The 17,570-nt window shown below is 69.3% G+C and carries 14 protein-coding genes and 1 tRNA gene; 9 read left to right on the top strand and 6 right to left on the bottom strand.

Annotation, left to right across the window (positions count from 1 at the left end):
- The 4 genes from ACT53Q_RS13685 to dtd form a co-directional block, all read right to left on the bottom strand.
- Positions 1–143: transposase (locus ACT53Q_RS13685; RefSeq protein WP_476185785.1), on the bottom strand; the 143-nt coding region annotated here is incomplete at its 3' end.
- A gap of 643 nt (positions 144–786) precedes the next feature.
- Positions 787–862 (bottom strand) — tRNA-Ile (locus ACT53Q_RS13690).
- 80 nt (positions 863–942) lie between these two features.
- The gene (rpoD, locus tag ACT53Q_RS13695; protein ID WP_476187207.1) at positions 943–2,802 is read right to left on the bottom strand and encodes an RNA polymerase sigma factor RpoD; all 1,860 of its coding nucleotides are present in this window, start codon (positions 2,800–2,802) and stop codon (positions 943–945) included.
- 232 nt (positions 2,803–3,034) lie between these two features.
- The gene (dtd, locus tag ACT53Q_RS13700) at positions 3,035–3,475 is read right to left on the bottom strand and encodes a D-aminoacyl-tRNA deacylase (RefSeq protein ID WP_476187208.1); all 441 of its coding nucleotides are present in this window, start codon (positions 3,473–3,475) and stop codon (positions 3,035–3,037) included.
- A 90-nt stretch (positions 3,476–3,565) separates the two neighbouring features.
- Between dtd and ACT53Q_RS13705 the strand changes: the two genes are divergently transcribed.
- The 3 genes from ACT53Q_RS13705 to ACT53Q_RS13715 are packed head-to-tail and all read left to right on the top strand — an operon-like array spanning position 3,566 to position 6,589.
- A complete protein-coding gene (locus ACT53Q_RS13705) occupies positions 3,566–4,486 on the top strand; it encodes a lauroyl acyltransferase (protein WP_476187209.1) in 921 nt (306 codons plus the stop codon).
- Positions 4,483–5,076, top strand: coding sequence for a PH domain-containing protein (locus tag ACT53Q_RS13710; protein WP_476187210.1), 594 nt, complete (start codon positions 4,483–4,485; stop codon positions 5,074–5,076). The genes ACT53Q_RS13705 and ACT53Q_RS13710 overlap by 4 nt, the downstream gene beginning before the upstream one ends.
- Entirely contained in the window at positions 5,060–6,589 is a 1,530-nt protein-coding gene (locus ACT53Q_RS13715) for a PH domain-containing protein (protein WP_476187211.1), read from the top strand. Before ACT53Q_RS13710 ends, ACT53Q_RS13715 begins: the two co-directional genes overlap by 17 nt.
- A 129-nt stretch (positions 6,590–6,718) precedes the next feature.
- Here the strand turns inward: ACT53Q_RS13715 and ACT53Q_RS13720 are convergent, their stop codons facing one another.
- Positions 6,719–7,777 carry a CDP-glycerol glycerophosphotransferase family protein gene (locus tag ACT53Q_RS13720; protein ID WP_476187543.1) on the bottom strand — a complete coding sequence of 353 codons (1,059 nt, stop codon included), beginning with the start codon at positions 7,775–7,777 and terminating at the stop codon, positions 6,719–6,721.
- 25 nt (positions 7,778–7,802) lie between these two features.
- Here ACT53Q_RS13720 and ACT53Q_RS13725 point away from each other — a divergent pair, with 25 nt between their 5' ends.
- From ACT53Q_RS13725 to ACT53Q_RS13750, 6 genes are all read left to right on the top strand, one after another.
- Positions 7,803–8,564 (top strand): glycosyltransferase family 2 protein, encoded by a 762-nt coding sequence (locus ACT53Q_RS13725; protein WP_476187212.1) that lies wholly within the window; start codon positions 7,803–7,805, stop codon positions 8,562–8,564.
- A gap of 197 nt (positions 8,565–8,761) precedes the next feature.
- Positions 8,762–10,333 carry a protein adenylyltransferase SelO gene (locus ACT53Q_RS13730; RefSeq protein ID WP_476187213.1) on the top strand — a complete coding sequence of 524 codons (1,572 nt, stop codon included), beginning with the start codon at positions 8,762–8,764 and terminating at the stop codon, positions 10,331–10,333.
- Positions 10,334–10,490: 157 nt separating this feature from the next.
- The gene (locus ACT53Q_RS13735) at positions 10,491–11,456 is read left to right on the top strand and encodes a UDP-glucuronic acid decarboxylase family protein (RefSeq protein ID WP_476187214.1); all 966 of its coding nucleotides are present in this window, start codon (positions 10,491–10,493) and stop codon (positions 11,454–11,456) included.
- Positions 11,453–12,391, top strand: a complete 939-nt coding sequence (locus tag ACT53Q_RS13740) for a glycosyltransferase family 2 protein (RefSeq protein WP_476187215.1) — start codon at positions 11,453–11,455, stop codon at positions 12,389–12,391. Before ACT53Q_RS13735 ends, ACT53Q_RS13740 begins: the two co-directional genes overlap by 4 nt.
- Positions 12,392–12,403: 12 nt before the next feature.
- On the top strand, positions 12,404–13,552 hold the full coding sequence (locus ACT53Q_RS13745) for a glycosyltransferase (protein WP_476187216.1): 1,149 nt from the start codon (positions 12,404–12,406) through the stop codon (positions 13,550–13,552).
- A gap of 188 nt (positions 13,553–13,740) precedes the next feature.
- Positions 13,741–15,630, top strand: coding sequence for an ATP-binding cassette domain-containing protein (locus ACT53Q_RS13750; protein WP_476187217.1), 1,890 nt, complete (start codon positions 13,741–13,743; stop codon positions 15,628–15,630).
- Between the two features lie 94 nt (positions 15,631–15,724).
- Here the strand turns inward: ACT53Q_RS13750 and ACT53Q_RS13755 are convergent, their stop codons facing one another.
- A complete protein-coding gene (locus ACT53Q_RS13755) occupies positions 15,725–17,431 on the bottom strand; it encodes an ArnT family glycosyltransferase (protein ID WP_476187218.1) in 1,707 nt (568 codons plus the stop codon).
- Between the last annotated feature and the right edge of the window lie 139 nt (positions 17,432–17,570).

Below are 17,570 nucleotides of genomic sequence, written 5' to 3' on the forward strand. Positions count from 1 at the left end.
ATCCCGCCGAAGCGGTTGCGCCAGCGGAAGAACGTCTGCTCGCTGATGTTGTGCTTCTTGCACAGCGCCTTGATCGGCGCCGCGCCCGCTTCGGCTTCCCGCAGGATCGCGATGACCTGCTCGTCGGTGAAACGCTTTTTCATGAGTTCTCCTTGTCTGTCGAGGGTAGAGAACTCACCTGCCGGTCGGCTACATGATTCGTCTCAGGTCACAACCTAGACTTCACAACGAAGAAGGGCGTCTACTTCAAAGGCAAGGGCACCGCCTCACCTTTCGTGCTGACTCAGGAGGTCAGGTCGGAGAAGGGCTGGACGCCAGCACTTCTGGCCGAGCGCCAGAAGCGCTTGGTGGACGTACTGGAAGCGCACTGGGACCTGGCGATCGCGGACGACAAGGCCTCTGGCGCGACGGCGAGTTGATGAACGTATCCGAAAGCAAGTCCGTAGCCACATCAAGTGGATTTCGTTGCGTGGGGTTGCTACGGACTGCGATACCGACATCACTTGCCCCAATCGCGTTTGCATCGCGCTTGATAGGCATCGAGGCCAAAAAACTGCTCTCCCGAGTCCAAGCGTAAATCGTTGATCCGCAAAGAAATCGGAAAATCATCGATTGGACTCGGCTTTCGTGAAGTCCAAGGCGACGGAGAAAGAGAGAGAGAATTTGGCGAAAAATCCGCCAGAACGCGCGATGTAGCGCGTGTGTAAAGTCCAAGGGGAATTCGCGGAAACCCTGCAAAATAAGTGGGTTTCGCAAAGCTGCAGAGAGCGGTTTGTTTCGGTGCGATGGTGGGCCCACCAGGATTCGAACCTGGAACCAAGGGATTATGAGTCCCCTGCTCTAACCGTTGAGCTATAGGCCCGCGTCAGCCGCATTCTACGAAAAAGCCCGCCTTGCGGCGGGCTCTTCGTCGGATCGTGTCGACGACGGCGCCGAGTGGCGTCAGTCGATGTCGAGGAACGAGCGGAGCTGTTCCGAGCGGCTCGGATGGCGCAGCTTGCGCAGGGCCTTGGCTTCGATCTGGCGGATGCGCTCGCGGGTGACGTCGAACTGCTTGCCGACTTCCTCCAGCGTGTGGTCCGTGTTCATGTCGATGCCGAAGCGCATGCGCAGCACCTTGGCTTCGCGCGGGGTGAGGCCGGCCAGCACGTCCCGCACGGTTTCCTGCAGGTTGATGTTGGTGGTGTTCTCGATCGGGGACTCGACGTTGGTGTCCTCGATGAAGTCGCCGAGGTGGCTGTCCTCGTCGTCGCCGATCGGGGTTTCCATCGAGATCGGTTCCTTGGCGATCTTCAGGACCTTCCGGATCTTGTCCTCCGGCATGTCCATCTCCTTCGCCAGCTCCTCCGGGGTCGCCTCGCGGCCGTACTGCTGCAGCATCTGGCGGCTGATGCGGTTGAGCTTGTTGATCGTCTCGATCATGTGCACCGGGATGCGGATGGTGCGCGCCTGGTCGGCGATCGAGCGGGTGATCGCCTGGCGGATCCACCACGTGGCGTAGGTCGAGAACTTGTAGCCGCGGCGGTATTCGAACTTGTCGACCGCCTTCATCAGGCCGATGTTGCCTTCCTGGATGAGGTCGAGGAACTGCAGGCCGCGGTTGGTGTACTTCTTGGCGATCGAGATCACGAGGCGCAGGTTGGCCTCGACCATTTCCTTCTTCGCCTTGCGCGCCTTCGCTTCGCCGTAGGCCATCGCGCGGCTGATGTCCTTGATGTCGGCGAGGTCGAGGAACAGCGCCTGCTCGATGGCGATGGTCGCTTCCTGCTCGGCGATGATCTGGTCCTTCACCTCGCGCAGGCCCGACGACCACTTCTGCTTGCGCTTGAGCATCTCGTCGACCCAGCCCAGGTTGGTCTGGTTGCCTTCCCACGCGCGGATGAAGTCCTTGCGCGGCATGCGCGCGATGCGGGTGGACAGGTCGAGGATGCGGCGTTCGTGTTCCTTGACCTGGCCCAGCACTTCGCGCAGCTTGCGCACCAGCGTGTCGGTGAGCGCCAGCGGCAGCTTCAGGGTCATGAACTGGTCGGCCATTTCCTGGCGCAGCGCGGCCACGGCCTTGTTGCCGGCGCCGTTCTTCGCATAGGTCTTCTGGAACTTGGCGTAGCTGGCCGACAGCAGTTCCATGCGGCGCGCGACCTCGGCCGGATCCGGGCCGGTCGGCGCGCTGTCGTCGGCGCCGGCGACGTCGTCTTCCTCGCCTTCGTCGACCTCGTCGGCGACCGCGGCATCGTCGGCGATCTCGGCGACCGGGATCTCCTCGGCGGGTTCCTCGACGTCGTTGAAGCCGGCGACGATGTCGGCCAGGCGCTTCTTGCCGGCCTTGTGCAGTTCGTACTCTTCGAGCAGCAGCTGCACCGACCACGGGAAGCTGGCCAGCGCCGACATCATCTGGGTCAGGCCTTCCTCGATGCGCTTGGCGATCGCGATCTCGCCTTCGCGGGTCAGCAGCTCGACCGTGCCCATCTCGCGCATGTACATGCGCACCGGGTCGGTGGTGCGGCCGCCTTCGCCGTCGAGGGCGGTCAGGGTGGCGGCGGCTTCCTCGGCCGCGGTGTCGTCGACCTCGCGGCCGCCGGTGTTGCCGTCGGCGAGCAGCAGCGTGTCGACATCGGGCGCGACTTCGTGCACCTCGATGCCCATGCCGTTGATCATGCCGATGATGTCTTCGATCTGCTCCGGATCGACGAGATCGTCGGGAAGATGATCGTTGACCTCGGCATAGGTCAGATAGCCCTGCTCCAGGCCCTTGCTGATCAGCTGCTTGATGTCGGACTGGGGAGCCGGACGTTCGTTGGCCATGGGGACGCCACCGTTGGAAAAAGTGAACCCGTAATTATAACCGCCCCGGGGCGAAACCGGGGCCGCGCGCCGGACGGGAGGCGGTGCGCGGGCGAAAGCGTCGTGGCGGGGCAGGCGCAGCGGGGGCGGGTGCCGGGCCGGGAAGCCGATGAGGATGAAGAGGCTTCCGGCGGGCGATGTGGTGCGCGGGCGGCGGGCATTCAAGCCGTCGGGGCCGGCGGACGCCCGGGGTTCAGACGCGGAGCAGGAAGGTGACCGGCCCGTCGTTGACCAGCGCGACCTGCATGTCGGCGCCGAAGCGGCCGGTTTCGACGGCGTTCGCGTGGTGTTGCCGGCAGTAGGCGGCCAATTCTTCGAAGGTCTTCTCGGCTTCCGCCGGCGGGGCGGCGGTGCTGAAGCTGGGGCGCAGGCCGGACCGGGTGTCGGCAGCCAGGGTGAACTGGCTGACCAGCAGCAACCCGCCGCCGGTGTCGGCCAGCGACAGGTTCATCTTGCCGGCGGGGTCGGAGAACACCCGGTAGCGCAGCAGGCGGTCGCCGAGCTTCGCCACCTGCGCCGCGCCGTCGCCCGGCTCCACGCCCACCAGCGCCAGCAGGCCGGGGCCGATCGCGCCGACCGTCTCGCCGGCGACGGTCACCCGGGCGTCGGTCACGCGCTGGATCAGGGCGAGCATGGCGACTCCGGGCGAGGCGGGGCAGGGGCGGGCGAGGATCACCGGGATCGCCCGGCGCCGCAAGGGGAGGCTGCCGGTAGACTTCCCGCGATGACCGATGCGTTCGCCCGACTCCTCTATCTCACCGCCGCGGCCCTGGCGCGCCTGCCCTGGGCGTGGCTGCGCCGGCTGGCCGATGCCATCGCCGCGCTGTGGCGGCGGATCGGCGCCCGCGAGAGCCGGGTGGCGGCGCGCAATCTCGAGCTGGCCTACCCGCAGTTGTCCGCCAGCGAGCGCGACGTCCTGCAGCGGGCGATCCTGCGCACCACCGCCCGGCAGGCGCTGGAAACCCTGCGGCTGTGGACCCGGCCGCACGCCGACAACCTGCGGCTGATCCGCGAGACCGAAGGCGTCGACCTGTTCGACGCCGCGATCGCATCCGGGCGCGGGGTGATCGTCGCGGCACCGCACTACGGCAACTGGGAACTGCTGAACCAATGGCTGGCGGCGCACACGCCGCTGGCGATCCTGTACCGGCCGCCGGAGTCGGCGCTGGGCGAGGCCTTCCTGCGCATCGTGCGTGCCGACGACGACGGCCGGGTCGAGCAGATCCGCGCCGAGGCGGCGGGCATCCGCCAGCTGTTCAAGCGCCTGCGCGGCGGTGGCGTGGTCGGCATCCTGCCGGACCAGCAGCCCAAGAGCGGCGACGGCGAGTTCGCGCCCTTCTTCGGCCGCCCGGCCTACACCATGACCCTGCTGCCGCGGCTGGCCGAGCGCAGCGGCGCGACCGTGCTGTTCGCGTACTGCGAGCGCATCGGCGACCTCGCCTTCGCGCTGCGGATCGAGCCGGCACCGGCGGAGATCGCGTCTGCGGATACGATGATCGCCACCGCGGCCCTGAACGCGGCGGTGGAGCGGATAGCCGCGCGCGATCCGGCCCAGTACCAATGGACCTACAAGCGCTACACGCTGCACCCGTCGATGAACCCGTTCCACAACCCCTACCGCGACCTGCAGGAACGCCGCGCATGACCGAACCGCTGGCCACCATGGACGATGTGCCCGCGCCGGTACCTGTGCCCGCCGCGACCGCCGCCGCGCCCGAGCACTCCGCCGCCTGGGACGGGCCCGTGGGCTGGCAGCGCCTGCCGAAGCGCGCGTTCGGGGTGTTCGTGGTGGCTTCGCTGGTGTCCTCGCTGATCCCCGGCGCGATCCTCAGCCTGATCCTGCGCCGGCTGTTCATCCACTACCACCACGGCCACCTCGTGCCCACGGCGATCGCGGTCGGCTGGGTGCTGATCGCGCTCGGCGCGCTGTGGATCGCGTTCCGCCGCTACCGCTACACCTTCTGGCGCCTGGATACCGACGGCTTCGCGGTGCGGCGCGGCCGGCTGTGGCTGTGGGAGACGCAGGTGCCGACCTCGCGCGTGCAGCACCTCGACATCAAGCGCGGGCCGCTGGAGCGCACGCAGCGGCTGGCGTCGCTGGTGCTGCACACCGCCGGCACCCGGCTGGGCGGCGTGCACGTGTCGGGCCTGGACGAGACCGTCGCCGAGCGCCTGCGCGAGCACTTCAGCCGCGAGATCGAACGCCAGGCGAGCGACGATGACGATCGCGCCTGAGGCCGTGGCCGCGCCGGCGCCTTCGCCCGCCTTGCAGCCGGAGCGCCGGCTGCATCCGCTGTCGTGGCTGTTCGTGCTGCTGGCGCACTTGAAGCAGTTCATCTTCCCGATCCTGGTGCTGCTGTTCTTCGGCCGCGGCGACCGCAACGACCTGTGGTCGGTGGTGGTGATCTGCGTGCTGGCGACGCTGTCGATCTGGCGCTACTACACCTACCGGTTCCGCATCGGCCACGACAGCCTGCAGATCCGCAGCGGCATGCTGGAACGCAGCCTGCGCGAGATCCCGTTCGCGCGGATCCAGAACGTCGCCCTGCACCAGACGCTGCTGCATCGCATGTTCGGCGTGGCCGAGGTGCGGCTGGAGTCGGCCGGCGGCATCAAGCCCGAGGCCGAGATGCGCGTGCTGAAGCTCTCCGACGCGCTGGCGCTGGAGGCGCTGGTGCGCCGCCGCCGCGGCGAGACCGTTGCCGAGGCGCACGAGACCACGCCGGTGGGCGAAGTGCTGTACGCGCTGTCGCCGGGCGACATCGTGCGCCTGGGCCTGATCTCCAACCGCGGCATGATCGTGGTCGGCGGCGCGTTCGCCGCGCTCGCCCAGTTCAGCCCGGACCTGATCTCCGACCTGCTGGAGAAGTGGGGGCGGGCGATGTTCGGCGTGTTCGAGGGCTTCTTCTCGGGCTTCGGCCACGGCCACGTGGCCAGCGCCGCGCTGGTGCTGATCGTGGGCTTCGTGCTGGTGCTGCGGCTGTTCTCGATCGGCATCGCGCTGCTGAACTACGCCGGCTTCCGGCTGGAGGAACACGGCCGCCGCCTCACCCTGGAGCGCGGCCTGCTGACGCGTCTGCGCACCAGCACGCCGCGTCGGCGCATCCAGTCCTGGATCCTGCACGAAGGGATGCTGCACCGCTGGTTCGGCCGGCGCACGCTGGAGGTCAGCACCGCGGTGCTGGAGAACGGATCGCGCCACCACCATCCACGCTCGCTGCGCGAACTGGCGCCGGTGGCCACGCCCGAGCGCTGCGATGCGCTGATCCGCCATCTCGCCCCGCAGATGCAGTGGCCGCCGGCCGAATGGAAGCCGCTGCACCGGCTGGCGTTCTGGCGGCTGTTCCTGCCGCACCTGCTGCTGGCCTGCGCGATCGGCGCGGTCGCCTGGTGGCGCCTCGGCAAGCTGGGGCTGATCTTCGTCGCGCTGTGGGTGCCGTGGATCGCCTACATCGCGTGGCAGAACGCGCGTCACGCCGGCTACGCGGCGGACGATCGCCTCGTCGCCGTGCGCGGCGGCTGGTGGACGCGCGAGTGGCGCTTCGCCGAGATCGGCAAGCTGCATGCGATCCGCTGGGGCCAGACGCCGGTCGACCGCATGCTCGGCATGGCCCGGCTGCTGCTGGACACCGCCGGCGGCAACGCGATGGAGAAGCCGCTGCAGCTGCGCTTCCTGCCCGAAGCCGACGCCCGCGCGCTGTTCGAACGCCTCGGCCGCACGCAGGCGCGGCAGTCGTTGCGGTGGTGAAGCGGGTCGTCGCTGCGGGCAACCGTTGATGATGCCCTCCATGGCGCAGCGACAGCGTCTCCGGATCGCCCGGCCAAGCCATCCATGGCTTGGCGCTCGCGTCCGCAGCCGATGCCGATAGGGCATCGGCTAAGCGCGGCCGCTCCCCCAATACCCCAGCTTCGAGCGGATCTGCAGCGCGCGGAAACGCCCGCCCAGCGGTTTGCCGCGCAGGCGGCCGAGGCGGCCTGCGATCAGGTCCTCCGTCGCCGCGATGACGCGTTCCGACGACTGCCCGTCGCGGTACGGGTGGATGGCGTCCGCGTAGGCCACGATCGCCGCCTGCAGTTCGGGCGTCGGCGCGAACGCGCGGTCGAGCATCGCCGGCAGCTGCGCCGGGTCGTCGAAATCCAGCATGTGCGGCTTCGGCGCGCGATTGCGCAAAGTGACGACGGGCTTGTGCTGGACCACGAACTCCGAGACCACCGACGTGGTGTCGGCCACCAGCACGTCGGCGGCGCGCTGCGCGGCCATCAGCTGTTCGGTCTCGACGAACGCCGCGTTCGCGCCGGCGAGGCCGCGGTAGCGGTCGAACAGCTCGGGCGCGCACTTCGGGTGCAGGGTCAGCAGCCAGTAGCGCTCGCCGCGCGCGACCTCGGCGGCAATGGCGTCGAACAGGTGCGGCGCCGCGCTCAGGCGCTCGGTGAAGGTCGAGGCGAACAGCACGGTCGGGCGGCCGTTCGCCGGCGCGCGCAGCACGGCCGAGGCGCCGTGGTCGTCGCGGAACAGCGGGTCGAGCTTCGGCCAGCCGGTCTCGACCACGGCGAAATGCGGATGCCGCGCGGCGATCTCGCGGAACGGGCCGGTCGTCGCCGGGCCCTGCGTGCAGTAGAGGTCGAACAGGCCGCGCACGCGGAAATGGCCGCGGGCGGCGTCGCGCTTCTCGACGTTGAAGCCGTGGAAGAGCTGCACCTTCGGCCCGGTCAGGAAGGTCGGCACCCAGTTGGCCGCGCTGAACACCGCCCGCGGTCGCAGCGCCACCGCCTCGCGCAGGCTTATCATGCGGACCGGGTCCGGCAGGCGCGCGCCCGCGGCGCCGTCCGCGAACCAGGCGTGCACGCCGTGACCCGCCGCCTGCAGCGCATCGGCCAGCGGCTGCAGGATCGGCAGCGCATACCGCTCGGTCGCGAACAACAGGTATTCCGCCATCGCCACGTCCTCGCCTTCGTCCGCCGTGCCCGTCTCGGCGGTGATTATCGCCTTCAACGAGGCCGACCGCATCGGCGACTGCCTGGCGTCGCTGGCGTTCTGCGACGACATCGTGGTGGTCGACTCCGGGTCGACCGACGGCACCCGGGCGCTGTGCGAGGCCGCCGGCGCGCGGGTGTTCGACCGCGCCTTCACCGGCTTCCGCAGCCAGAAGCAGTTCGCGGTGGAGCAGGCCGCGCACGACTGGGTGCTGTGCCTGGACGCCGACGAGCGAGTGAGCCCGGAGCTGAAGGCCGCGATCCTCGCCGAACGCGACCGCGGTTTCGCGGGTGCCGCCGGCTATCGCTTCGCGCGGCTCAGCGAATACTTCGGCCGCTTCCTGCGCCGCGGCAACGCCTATCCGGATCGCGTGCTGCGGCTGTTCGATCGCCGCCGTGGCGGCTGGCGCGGCACGCGCGAGATCCACGAGGCCGCGAGCGTCGACGGCGCGGTGAAGACGCTGCCGGGCGACCTCATCCACTACCCGTACCGCTCGCTGATGCAGCAATTGCAGAAGACCGAGCGCTATGCGCGGATGATGGCCGAGCACGAATTCGCCCGCGGCAAGCGCGCGTCGCTCGGCAAGCTGATCCTGTCACCGGCGTGGCGCTTCTGGCGCGGCTACGTGTTCCGACTGGGCTTCCTCGAAGGCTGGCACGGCCTGGTCTACGCCTACGTCCGCGCCAACTACGTGCGCCAGAAGACGATCATGCTGTGGATGCTGGAGCGCGGGCAGAAGGTGGAGTGAGCGATGCCGGCGCGATTCGCGCCGCATCGATGCTTGTCGCCGCCCTTCCGTCACGCTCGCGCGGAAAAATCATCGTCATCCTCGCGCAAGCGAGGACCCAGGGTTCAGCGGCGATCATGCGTGGGTCCTCGCTTGCGCGAGGATGACGGGCTTTTGATCGACGCTTTGCACCCCCTTTTCGGACCGACACTCCCCGCATGCTCGACACCCTGACCTTCGACAACCTGGTTTTCGACAACCGTCTCCTCGCCGAACTGCCCGGCGATCCCGAATCCGGCCCGCGCCGGCGCGAGGTGCGCGGGGCGGTGTGGTCGCGGGTCGCGCCGACGCCGGTCGCGGCGCCGCGCACGCTCGCGGTGTCGCGCGAGATGGCGGAGGCGCTGGGTTTCAGTGAAGCGGACACCGCGTCGGAGGCGTTCGCGCAGGTGTTCGCCGGCAACGCGCGGCTGCCGGGCATGGACCCGCTCGCGACCAACTACGGCGGCCACCAGTTCGGCAATTGGGCCGGGCAGCTGGGCGACGGCCGCGCGATCAGTCTCGGCGAAACGGTGAAAGCGGACGGCACGCGGCTCGAACTCCAGCTCAAGGGCGCCGGGCCCACGCCGTACGCGCGCTTTGCCGACGGCCGTGCGGTGCTGCGCTCGTCGATCCGCGAGTTCCTGTGCAGCGAGGCCATGCACCACCTCGGCGTGCCGACGACGCGCGCACTGTCGTTGGTCGCCACCGGCGAGGACGTGGTCCGCGACATGTTCTACGACGGCCATCCGAAGCCCGAGCCGGGCGCGGTGGTGTGCCGGGTCGCGCCGTCGTTCCTGCGCTTCGGCCATTTCGAGCTGCCGGCGTCGCGCGGCGAGACCGACCTGCTGCGCGCGCTCGCCGATTTCGCCATCCGCCGCGATTTCCCGCACCTGCGCGGCGAGGGCGAGTCGCTGTACGGCGACTGGTTCGCCGAGATCTGCACGCGCACCGCGCGGCTGGCCGCCGAATGGATGCGCGTTGGGTTCGTGCACGGCGTGCTCAACACCGACAACATGTCGATCCTCGGGCTGACCATCGACTACGGCCCGTACGGCTGGATCGACGCCTACGATCCCGACTGGACGCCCAACACCACCGACGCCGGTGGCCGCCGCTACCGCTTCGGCTGGCAGCCGGCGATCGCGCGCTGGAACCTCATGCGCCTCGCGCAGGCGCTGTCGCCGCTGTTCGGCAGTGCTGCGCCGCTGACGGCCGGCATCGATGCGTTCGGCGCCGCGTATGCGCAGGCCGACCGCGACAACATCGCGCGCAAGCTCGGCTTCGCCGAATGCCGCGACGACGACGTCGCGCTGGTCCGCGACCTGCATGCGCTGATGCACGCGGCCGAGATCGACATGACGCTGTGGTTCCGCGGCCTGATCGATCTGGTCGGCGAAGATCCCGCGCCGCTCGAAGCCGCGTTCTACGATCCGGCGAAGCGCCTCGCGCACGACGCAGACCTGCGCGCGTGGCTCGCGCGCTACGCCGCGCGCGTGGCCGACGATCCGCTGCCTGCCGACGTCCGACGCGAACGCATGCGCCTGGCCAATCCGCAGGTGGTGCTGCGCAACTGGCTGGCGCAGCAGGCCATCGATCGCGCCGAGGCCGGCGACGTCGCGGCCATCGACGAACTGCTGGAGGCGATGCGCCGCCCCTACGACGATCGCCCGGAACGCGAGTCGTTCGCGGCGAAGCGGCCGGACTGGGCCCGGGACCGTCCCGGCTGCGGCGCGCTGTCCTGCAGCTCCTGAACGATTGCCGGTTGCGCGACCCCGGTCGCGGTCCCGATCGCGTCCCGGGCCGGGCCGAGGCTGGTCAGCGCGGGGGGCGATCGCCGAAAATGGCCGCCTTCCCCCACCCCGCGCCGCCGCCCCCCACGCCGGCGCACCAGTTGGATACCCTCCTGCGATGGCTCGCATCCTCGTGACCGGCGGCGCCGGTTTCCTCGGCTCGCACCTGTGCGACCGCCTGCTCGACGACGGCCACGACGTGCTCTGCGTCGACAATTTCTTCACCGGCAGCAAGCGCAACATCGCGCATCGCATCGGCCATCCGTACTTCGAGCTGGTCCGCCACGACGTGACCTTCCCGCTGTACGTCGAGGTCGACCGCATCTACAACCTGGCCTGTCCCGCGTCGCCGGTGCACTACCAGCACGATCCGGTGCAGACGACGAAGACCAGCGTGCACGGCGCGATCAACATGCTCGGTCTCGCCAAGCGGCTGCGCGCGCGCATCCTGCAGGCCTCGACCAGCGAGGTCTACGGCGATCCGGAAGTGCATCCGCAGCCGGAAGGCTACTGGGGCCGTGTCAACCCGATCGGCATCCGCAGCTGCTACGACGAAGGCAAGCGCTGCGCCGAGACGCTGTTCTTCGACTACCACCGCCAGCACGACCTCGACATCAAGGTCGTGCGCATCTTCAACACCTACGGCCCGCGCATGCATCCCAACGACGGGCGCGTGGTCAGCAACTTCATCGTGCAGGCGCTGCGCGGCGAGGACATCACCATCTACGGCGACGGCCTGCAGACGCGCAGCTTCTGCTACGTCGACGACCTGATCGAGGGCTTCGAGCGGATGATGGCGACCCCGGCCGGGTTCACCGGCCCGATCAACATCGGCAACCCCGGCGAATTCACCATGATCGAACTCGCCGAGAAGGTGCTGTCGCTGGTCGGCGGCCGCTCGAAGCTGGTGTTCAAGCCGCTGCCGTCGGACGACCCGAAGCAGCGCCAGCCCGACATCGCGCTGGCGAAGTCCGAGCTGGGTTGGGAGCCGAAGGTCGCGCTGGAAGACGGCCTGAAGGAAACCATCGCCTACTTCCGCAAGCTGCTGGCCGAGACCGACATCGGCGAAGGTCGCTCGGCATGAGCGCCGTCTCGCCCGCCGCGCCCACCACCTTTGCCGTCGTCGTCACCTGCTACAACTACCGTGATTTCGTGGTCGAGGCGGTCGACAGCGCGCTGGCGCAGACGCGCGCACCGAAGCACGTCATCGTGGTCGACGACGGCTCGAAGGATGGCTCGCAGGACCTGCTGCGCGAACGCTACGGCGACGATCCGCGCGTGACCCTGCTGATGTGCGAGAACGGTGGCCAGCTGGTCGCGTTCCAGCGCGGCCTCGCCGCGACCGACGCCGACGTGGTCTGCTTCCTCGACGCCGACGACCGCTGGGAACCGGCGCATCTGGAGAAGCTCGCCGCGGTGTACGACGCGCGCAGGGACGTCGATTTCATTTTCAACGACATCGTGCTGTTCGGCAACGAATCGCGCACGATCGCCTTCGCCGACCGCGCGATGGACCTCGGCTACACCGCGGTCGCGACCTTCGAACTGGTGCACTGGTACGGCGCGCCGACGTCGGCGATCTCGCTGCGCCGGGCCATGGCGCAGCGCTGCCTCGACCTGCCGCCGGAGATGACGAAGACCTGGCGCCTGTCCGCCGACAACTGCCTCGTCTACGGCGCCAGCCTGTTCGCCGGCCGCAAGTATTTCCTGCCCACCGGCACCGTCGGCTATCGCATCCACGGCAAGAACGGCTGGTGGTCGAACCGCGGCCACGTCGAGCGCTACCTCAACCGCCTGCGTTCGCGCGGACTGGTGAACGAATACGCGCGCATGGCCGGCGTGTCGCCGGAATCGGTCGAGCTGGTGAAGTTCGAGTTCAAGACCAAGCCGTCGCCGAGCTGGTCCGAGATCCGTCGCTACGCCGGCCTCGCGATGCGCACCCGCGGCACGTGGTTCAAGCGCGTCGAGCGCGCGCTGAGCATCCTCGCGTACGCGCTGAAGCCCGCGCGCAACGGCTGATCAATCGCCGCCATGAAGCTGCTGCTCACCAACTTCCATGACGGCGACGGCGGCGGCCACACCACCTACCTGATGGCGCTGGCCCGTGGCCTCGCGGCGCGCCACGAGGTGCATCTGGCGGTGCCGGCGAGCAGTCGCCTGCATCGCGAGGCCTCGCAACTCGACGGCGTGTTCGTGCATGCGCAGCCGTACCCGAACGGGCTCGGCAAACTGCTGCAGGCGCTGCGTGCGAAGCGCCGCCTGCGCGCCCTGCTGCAGCTGCACCGGTTCGACGTCGTCCATGTGAACGGGTCCGCCGACCATCGGCTCGTGCTCGCCGCACTGCGCGGGCTGCCGCAGTGGCCGAAGCTGGTGCTCACCAAGCACAACTCCAAGCCGATGCAGGGCTTCACCCATCGCTTGCGCGCGGCGAAGACCGACCTGGCGATCGGCGTCAGCGACGCCACGCTGCGCCAGCTGCAGGCGTCGCCCTACGCGCGCTGCGCGCCGCGCAGCATCCGCAACGGCGTCGACATCGCGCACTACGCGCCGTGGCCGGCCGAACGCTGCGCGGAAGCGAAGCGGGCATGGTGTCCCGACGACGCGCTCCTCCTCGGCAGCAACGCCGGCACCGCGCTGCACAAGGGCTGGATGGACCTGGTCGAAGCGCTGGCGACACTGCCCGAAGCGCAGCGTGCGCGCATTCACGTCGTGCTCTGCGGCAAGCCGCCGGGGGACGAGCAGGTGCAGCGCATCGCCGCGCTCGGGCTGGCCTCGCAGATCCATTTCGCCGGCCTGCTGTCCGACGTGCGCCCGGCGGTGGCCGCGTTCGACGCCGGCTTCGTGCTGTCGTACGCGGTCGAGACCATTTCCTTCGCCTGCCGCGAAATGATGGCGATGGCCAAGCCGGTGCTGGTCAGCGACTACGCCGGCCTGCCGGAAAACATCGACCCCGGCGTCGACGGCTGGATCGTGCCCGTGCGCGACCGCGACGCCATCGCCCGCGCGCTCGCGGGCCTGCTCGACGCCCGCGACTGCCTGCCCGCGATGGGCGCTGCCGCGCGTGCGCAGGCCGAGCGCGCGTTCGGCCTGCGCACCTTCGTGGAGGCCACCGAAGCGGCGTACGTGTCGCTGCTGTCGCCGGCAGCAGCGCCAGGGCCCGGCAAGCAGCCCGTGCGCTGATCTTCGCCGGATCCGCTCAGCGAGCGTTCTTCTTGTCCTTCTTCTCCGCGCGCTTTTCCTTCAGGGTCTTTTCCGGCTTCTTCTTTTCCTGCTTCTTCTGATCCATACCTTTGGCCATGGTGTACTCCGGGGATCGGTGGGTGGGCCGCCAGCGTACCGCCGCCGCTCCCAGCCGGTAAACTGCGCGGATGCCTATCCTGACCCTGAATGACGTCGACTTCGGCGTCGGCGGTCCGCTGCTGCTCGACGGCGTGGACCTGGCCATCGAACCCGGCGAACGCATCGCCCTGATCGGCCGCAACGGCGCCGGCAAGTCGACGCTGCTGCGGCTGCTCGCCGGCGAGATCAAACCCGACGACGGCGACATCCGCGCCGAGACGGGCGTGCGCGTGGCGCGGCTGGAGCAGGAGGTGCCGCGCGATGCCGTCGGCACGGTGTTCGACGTGGTCGCCGCGGGCCTGGGCGCGCTCGGTGCGCTGCTCGCGGACTACCACCACCTGATCCACGCCGACGCCCTCGATACCGACGCGCTGGCCGCGGTGCAATCGAAGATCGAGGACGCCGGCGGCTGGTCGGTCGACCAGCGCGTCACCGAGACGCTGGCGCGGCTGCAGCTCGACGGCGACGCCGACTTCGGACGGCTGTCCGGTGGCATGAAGCGCCGCGTGCTGCTGGCGCGCGCGCTGGTCTCGGCGCCGGACCTGCTGCTGCTGGACGAACCGACCAACCATCTCGACATCGCCGCGATCGACTGGCTGGAAGGCTTCCTCAAGGCGTGGTCGGGCGCACTGATGTTCGTCACCCACGATCGCCGCTTCCTGCGGTCGCTGGCGACGCGGATCGTCGAGATCGACCGCGGCCAGCTCACCAGCTGGCCCGGCGACTGGGCGAACTACCTGCGTCGACGCGAGGAGCGCCTCAACGCCGAGGCGCAGGAGAACGCACGCTTCGACAAGCTGCTGGCGCAGGAGGAAGTGTGGATCCGGCAGGGCATCAAGGCCCGCCGCACCCGCGACGAAGGCCGCGTGCGCCGGCTGAAGGCGATGCGAGAGGAGCGCGCGTCGCGGCGCGACCTCACCGGCAACGTGCGCATGGAAGCGGCGCAGGCGACGGCGTCCGGCAAGAAGGTGATCGAGGCGAAGGACGTGACGTTCGCGTTCGGCCAGCGCGTGCTGGTCAGGGACTTCTCGACCACGATCCTGCGCGGCGACCGCATCGGCCTGATCGGCGACAACGGCAGCGGCAAGACCACGCTGCTGAAGCTGCTGCTGGGCGACCTGCAGCCGCAGGCCGGCGAGATCAGGGTCGGCACGCAGTTGCAGGTCGCGTACTTCGACCAGTACCGCGCCACGCTGCGCGAGGACTGGAACGCGATCGAGAACGTCGCCGAGGGCAAGGATTCGGTGACGATCAATGGCCGCTCGAAGCACGCGATCGGCTACCTGCAGGACTTCCTGTTCTCGCCGGAGCGCGCGCGCGCGCCGATCACGCGCCTGTCCGGCGGCGAGCGCAACCGCCTGCTGCTGGCGAAGCTGTTCGCGCAGCCGTCCAACCTGCTGGTGATGGACGAACCGACCAACGACCTCGACGTCGAGACGCTGGAACTGCTGGAAGAACTGCTCGGCGAATACGAAGGCACGCTGCTGCTGGTCAGCCACGACCGCGACTTCCTCGACAGCGTCGTCACCTCCACGTTGGTGATGGAAGGCCATGGCCGCATCGGCGAATACGTCGGTGGCTACAGCGATTGGCTCCGCCAGCGGGCGGCGCCGGTTGACGCGACGAAATCGGGCGCGAAAGCCGCAGAGCCCGTGCGCGCGGCGACACCCGCGCCGGCGCCCGCCGCGGCGTCACCGGCGAAGCGCAAGCTCAGCTACAAGGACCAGCGAGAACTCGACGAACTGCCGGCGCGGATCGAAACGCTGGAAGCGAAGATAGCCGCGCTGACCGACGCGATGAACGACCCCGCGTTCTTCCAGCGCGACCATGCCGCCGTCACCGCGCACAACGCGGAGCTTGCGGCGACGCAGGCCGGGCTGGAGCAGGCGTACGCGCGGTGGGAAGCGCTCGACGGCTGACATTGCTTTTTGTAGGAGCGACGTGAGTCGCGACCCAATGTGGCTAAAGGTCGCGACTCACGTCGCTCCTACGAAGAGCGGAGAAGCCGACGCCTCACTCGTCCTGCCCGTCCGCCTGGTTCTGCGTCTCGATGCCGTGCGGCGTGCACGCGACGTCGGCGGCGGCGGCCGGGACCAGCCACCAGCGGCGACGGTTGGACACGCCGGCGAATTCGGCCTTCGCCTTGTCCACGCACTGCGAGAGTGCGGGCTCCTGCACCAGCAGCCAGCGCTTGTCCGGCGCTTCGGCCTGCCAGCGCATGCCGCGTGCGAGCTGTTCGGGCCAGATCGTCTGGAAACCGAACGTCGCCGCGGGGCGGTCGGCCATCAGCAGGTTCTGTTCCTTCCACGCAACGAGGCCGAGTTCGGCGTCGGGGCCGATGCGCTTTCCGACGTGCGCCATCAGGCCGACCGCGGAACTCGACGGATTGAGCAGCGGATACGCGATCAGCCCGTACAGCACCCAGATGCCGCCCAGCGCCCACGCCAGCGCCTTCTCGCCGCCGCGCACGCGATGCCAGCCGACGCTCGCCAGCGCCCACGCGCCCATCGCCATCAGCATGAGGTACAGCGCGCGGCCGCCGTCGACGAAGCCGCGGTCCGACATCAGCTTCGCCTCGAACTTCGGTTCGCCGAACCACATCCACAACCCGGCGACGAGCAGCAGCGTGCCGAGCACGGCGGCGAAACCCATGGCGACGCGCTTCGCGGCCGCGCGGCGCAGGATGCCCGGCAGCAGCGGGGCGAGCGCCAAGCACATCATCGGCAGCGCCGGCATGATGTAGACGTCGCGTTTGCCGTGCGGGATCGAGAAGAACAGGATGATCAGCGCCCACCACGCCAGCGGCAGCAGGTAGCGCGCATCGCGGCGGCGCAGGCGGCGGCGCCACGCGGGGAACGCCCAGAACAGCGCGAGCACCGTCGGCAGCCACGCGGTCGCCATCACCTCGAAGTGGTACCACGGCGGCTGTGGGTGGTCCCACGATTTCGCGTAGCGCCCGGCGGTCTGCCGGAACAGAATGTCGTTGAGGTAGGCGCGATATTCGGGTTCGGAATGATGCAGCGCCGCGGTCACCATCGGCACCAGCCACAGCGACGCCGCGAACGCGAACGCCAGCGGGCCGATCCAGAACCGCCAGCTGCGTGCATGCAGCCGGACCTGTGGCCAGCCGCGCAGCGACGCGATCGCCGCCGGCAGGATCATCAGCAGCGCGAGGCCGCCGACGCCCTTGGTGATCGTGCCCAGCCCCGCGGCGAACCAGCCCAGCGTCCACATCCGCCAGTCCGGCCCGCGCAGCAGATGGCGCAGCAGGCCGTAGTTCGCGAGCGTGATCCAGAAGCACACCAGCGGATCGATCTGCGCCTTCTTGCTCTGGTACGCGAATTGCAGCGTGAACAGCAGCGCCCACGCGGCATACAGGCCCACGCGGCGCGTCCACAGCCGGCGGCCGAGGTCGTACACGCACCACAGCGTGCCCAGTGCGGCCAGCAGCGACGGCAGCAGGAACGCGACGCGCCAGTCGCGCACCAGCGTGTAGAACACCGCCTCGAACCACATCAGCATCGGTGGCTTGTCGGAGTACAGCTCGGTGCCGCGGCGCGGGAACAGCCAGTCGCCGCTCTCGACCATGTGCTTGGCGACGAGGGTGAAGCGTGGTTCGTCGGAGGGCCACGGGTCGCGCAGGCCGAGTCCCGTGCCGAGCAGCAGCAGGGCGACGACGGCGAGCAGCCAGAATTCACGGGAGGCGCGGGTCTTCAGCATCCGCGCATGATACCGGGTCGGTTCGCGCGGTCCCGTGCACGACCGGGGCGGGGGCCGCCCCGGCGACCTGCCTTGTGGGAGCGACGGAAGTCACGACAAACGGCCAAGGGCGTCGGGTCGCAGTCGCGACTTCCGTCGC

It is taken from the genome of Lysobacter sp. DMC97 (assembly GCF_056313745.1).

What these genes read in the sequence shown, in the direction of transcription:
- rpoD (WP_476187207.1), bottom strand. Translation starts at nt 2,802, where the DNA reads ATGGCCAACGAACGTCCGGCTCCCCAGTCCGACATCAAGCAGCTGATC.
- ACT53Q_RS13735 (WP_476187214.1), top strand. Translation starts at nt 10,491, where the DNA reads ATGGCTCGCATCCTCGTGACCGGCGGCGCCGGTTTCCTCGGCTCGCAC.
- ACT53Q_RS13720 (WP_476187543.1), bottom strand. Translation starts at nt 7,777, where the DNA reads ATGGCGGAATACCTGTTGTTCGCGACCGAGCGGTATGCGCTGCCGATC.
- ACT53Q_RS13730 (WP_476187213.1), top strand. Translation starts at nt 8,762, where the DNA reads ATGCTCGACACCCTGACCTTCGACAACCTGGTTTTCGACAACCGTCTC.
- dtd (WP_476187208.1), bottom strand. Translation starts at nt 3,475, where the DNA reads ATGCTCGCCCTGATCCAGCGCGTGACCGACGCCCGGGTGACCGTCGCC.
- ACT53Q_RS13750 (WP_476187217.1), top strand. Translation starts at nt 13,741, where the DNA reads ATGCCTATCCTGACCCTGAATGACGTCGACTTCGGCGTCGGCGGTCCG.
- ACT53Q_RS13755 (WP_476187218.1), bottom strand. Translation starts at nt 17,431, where the DNA reads ATGCTGAAGACCCGCGCCTCCCGTGAATTCTGGCTGCTCGCCGTCGTC.
- ACT53Q_RS13715 (WP_476187211.1), top strand. Translation starts at nt 5,060, where the DNA reads ATGACGATCGCGCCTGAGGCCGTGGCCGCGCCGGCGCCTTCGCCCGCC.
- ACT53Q_RS13705 (WP_476187209.1), top strand. Translation starts at nt 3,566, where the DNA reads ATGACCGATGCGTTCGCCCGACTCCTCTATCTCACCGCCGCGGCCCTG.
- ACT53Q_RS13745 (WP_476187216.1), top strand. Translation starts at nt 12,404, where the DNA reads ATGAAGCTGCTGCTCACCAACTTCCATGACGGCGACGGCGGCGGCCAC.
- ACT53Q_RS13740 (WP_476187215.1), top strand. Translation starts at nt 11,453, where the DNA reads ATGAGCGCCGTCTCGCCCGCCGCGCCCACCACCTTTGCCGTCGTCGTC.
- ACT53Q_RS13710 (WP_476187210.1), top strand. Translation starts at nt 4,483, where the DNA reads ATGACCGAACCGCTGGCCACCATGGACGATGTGCCCGCGCCGGTACCT.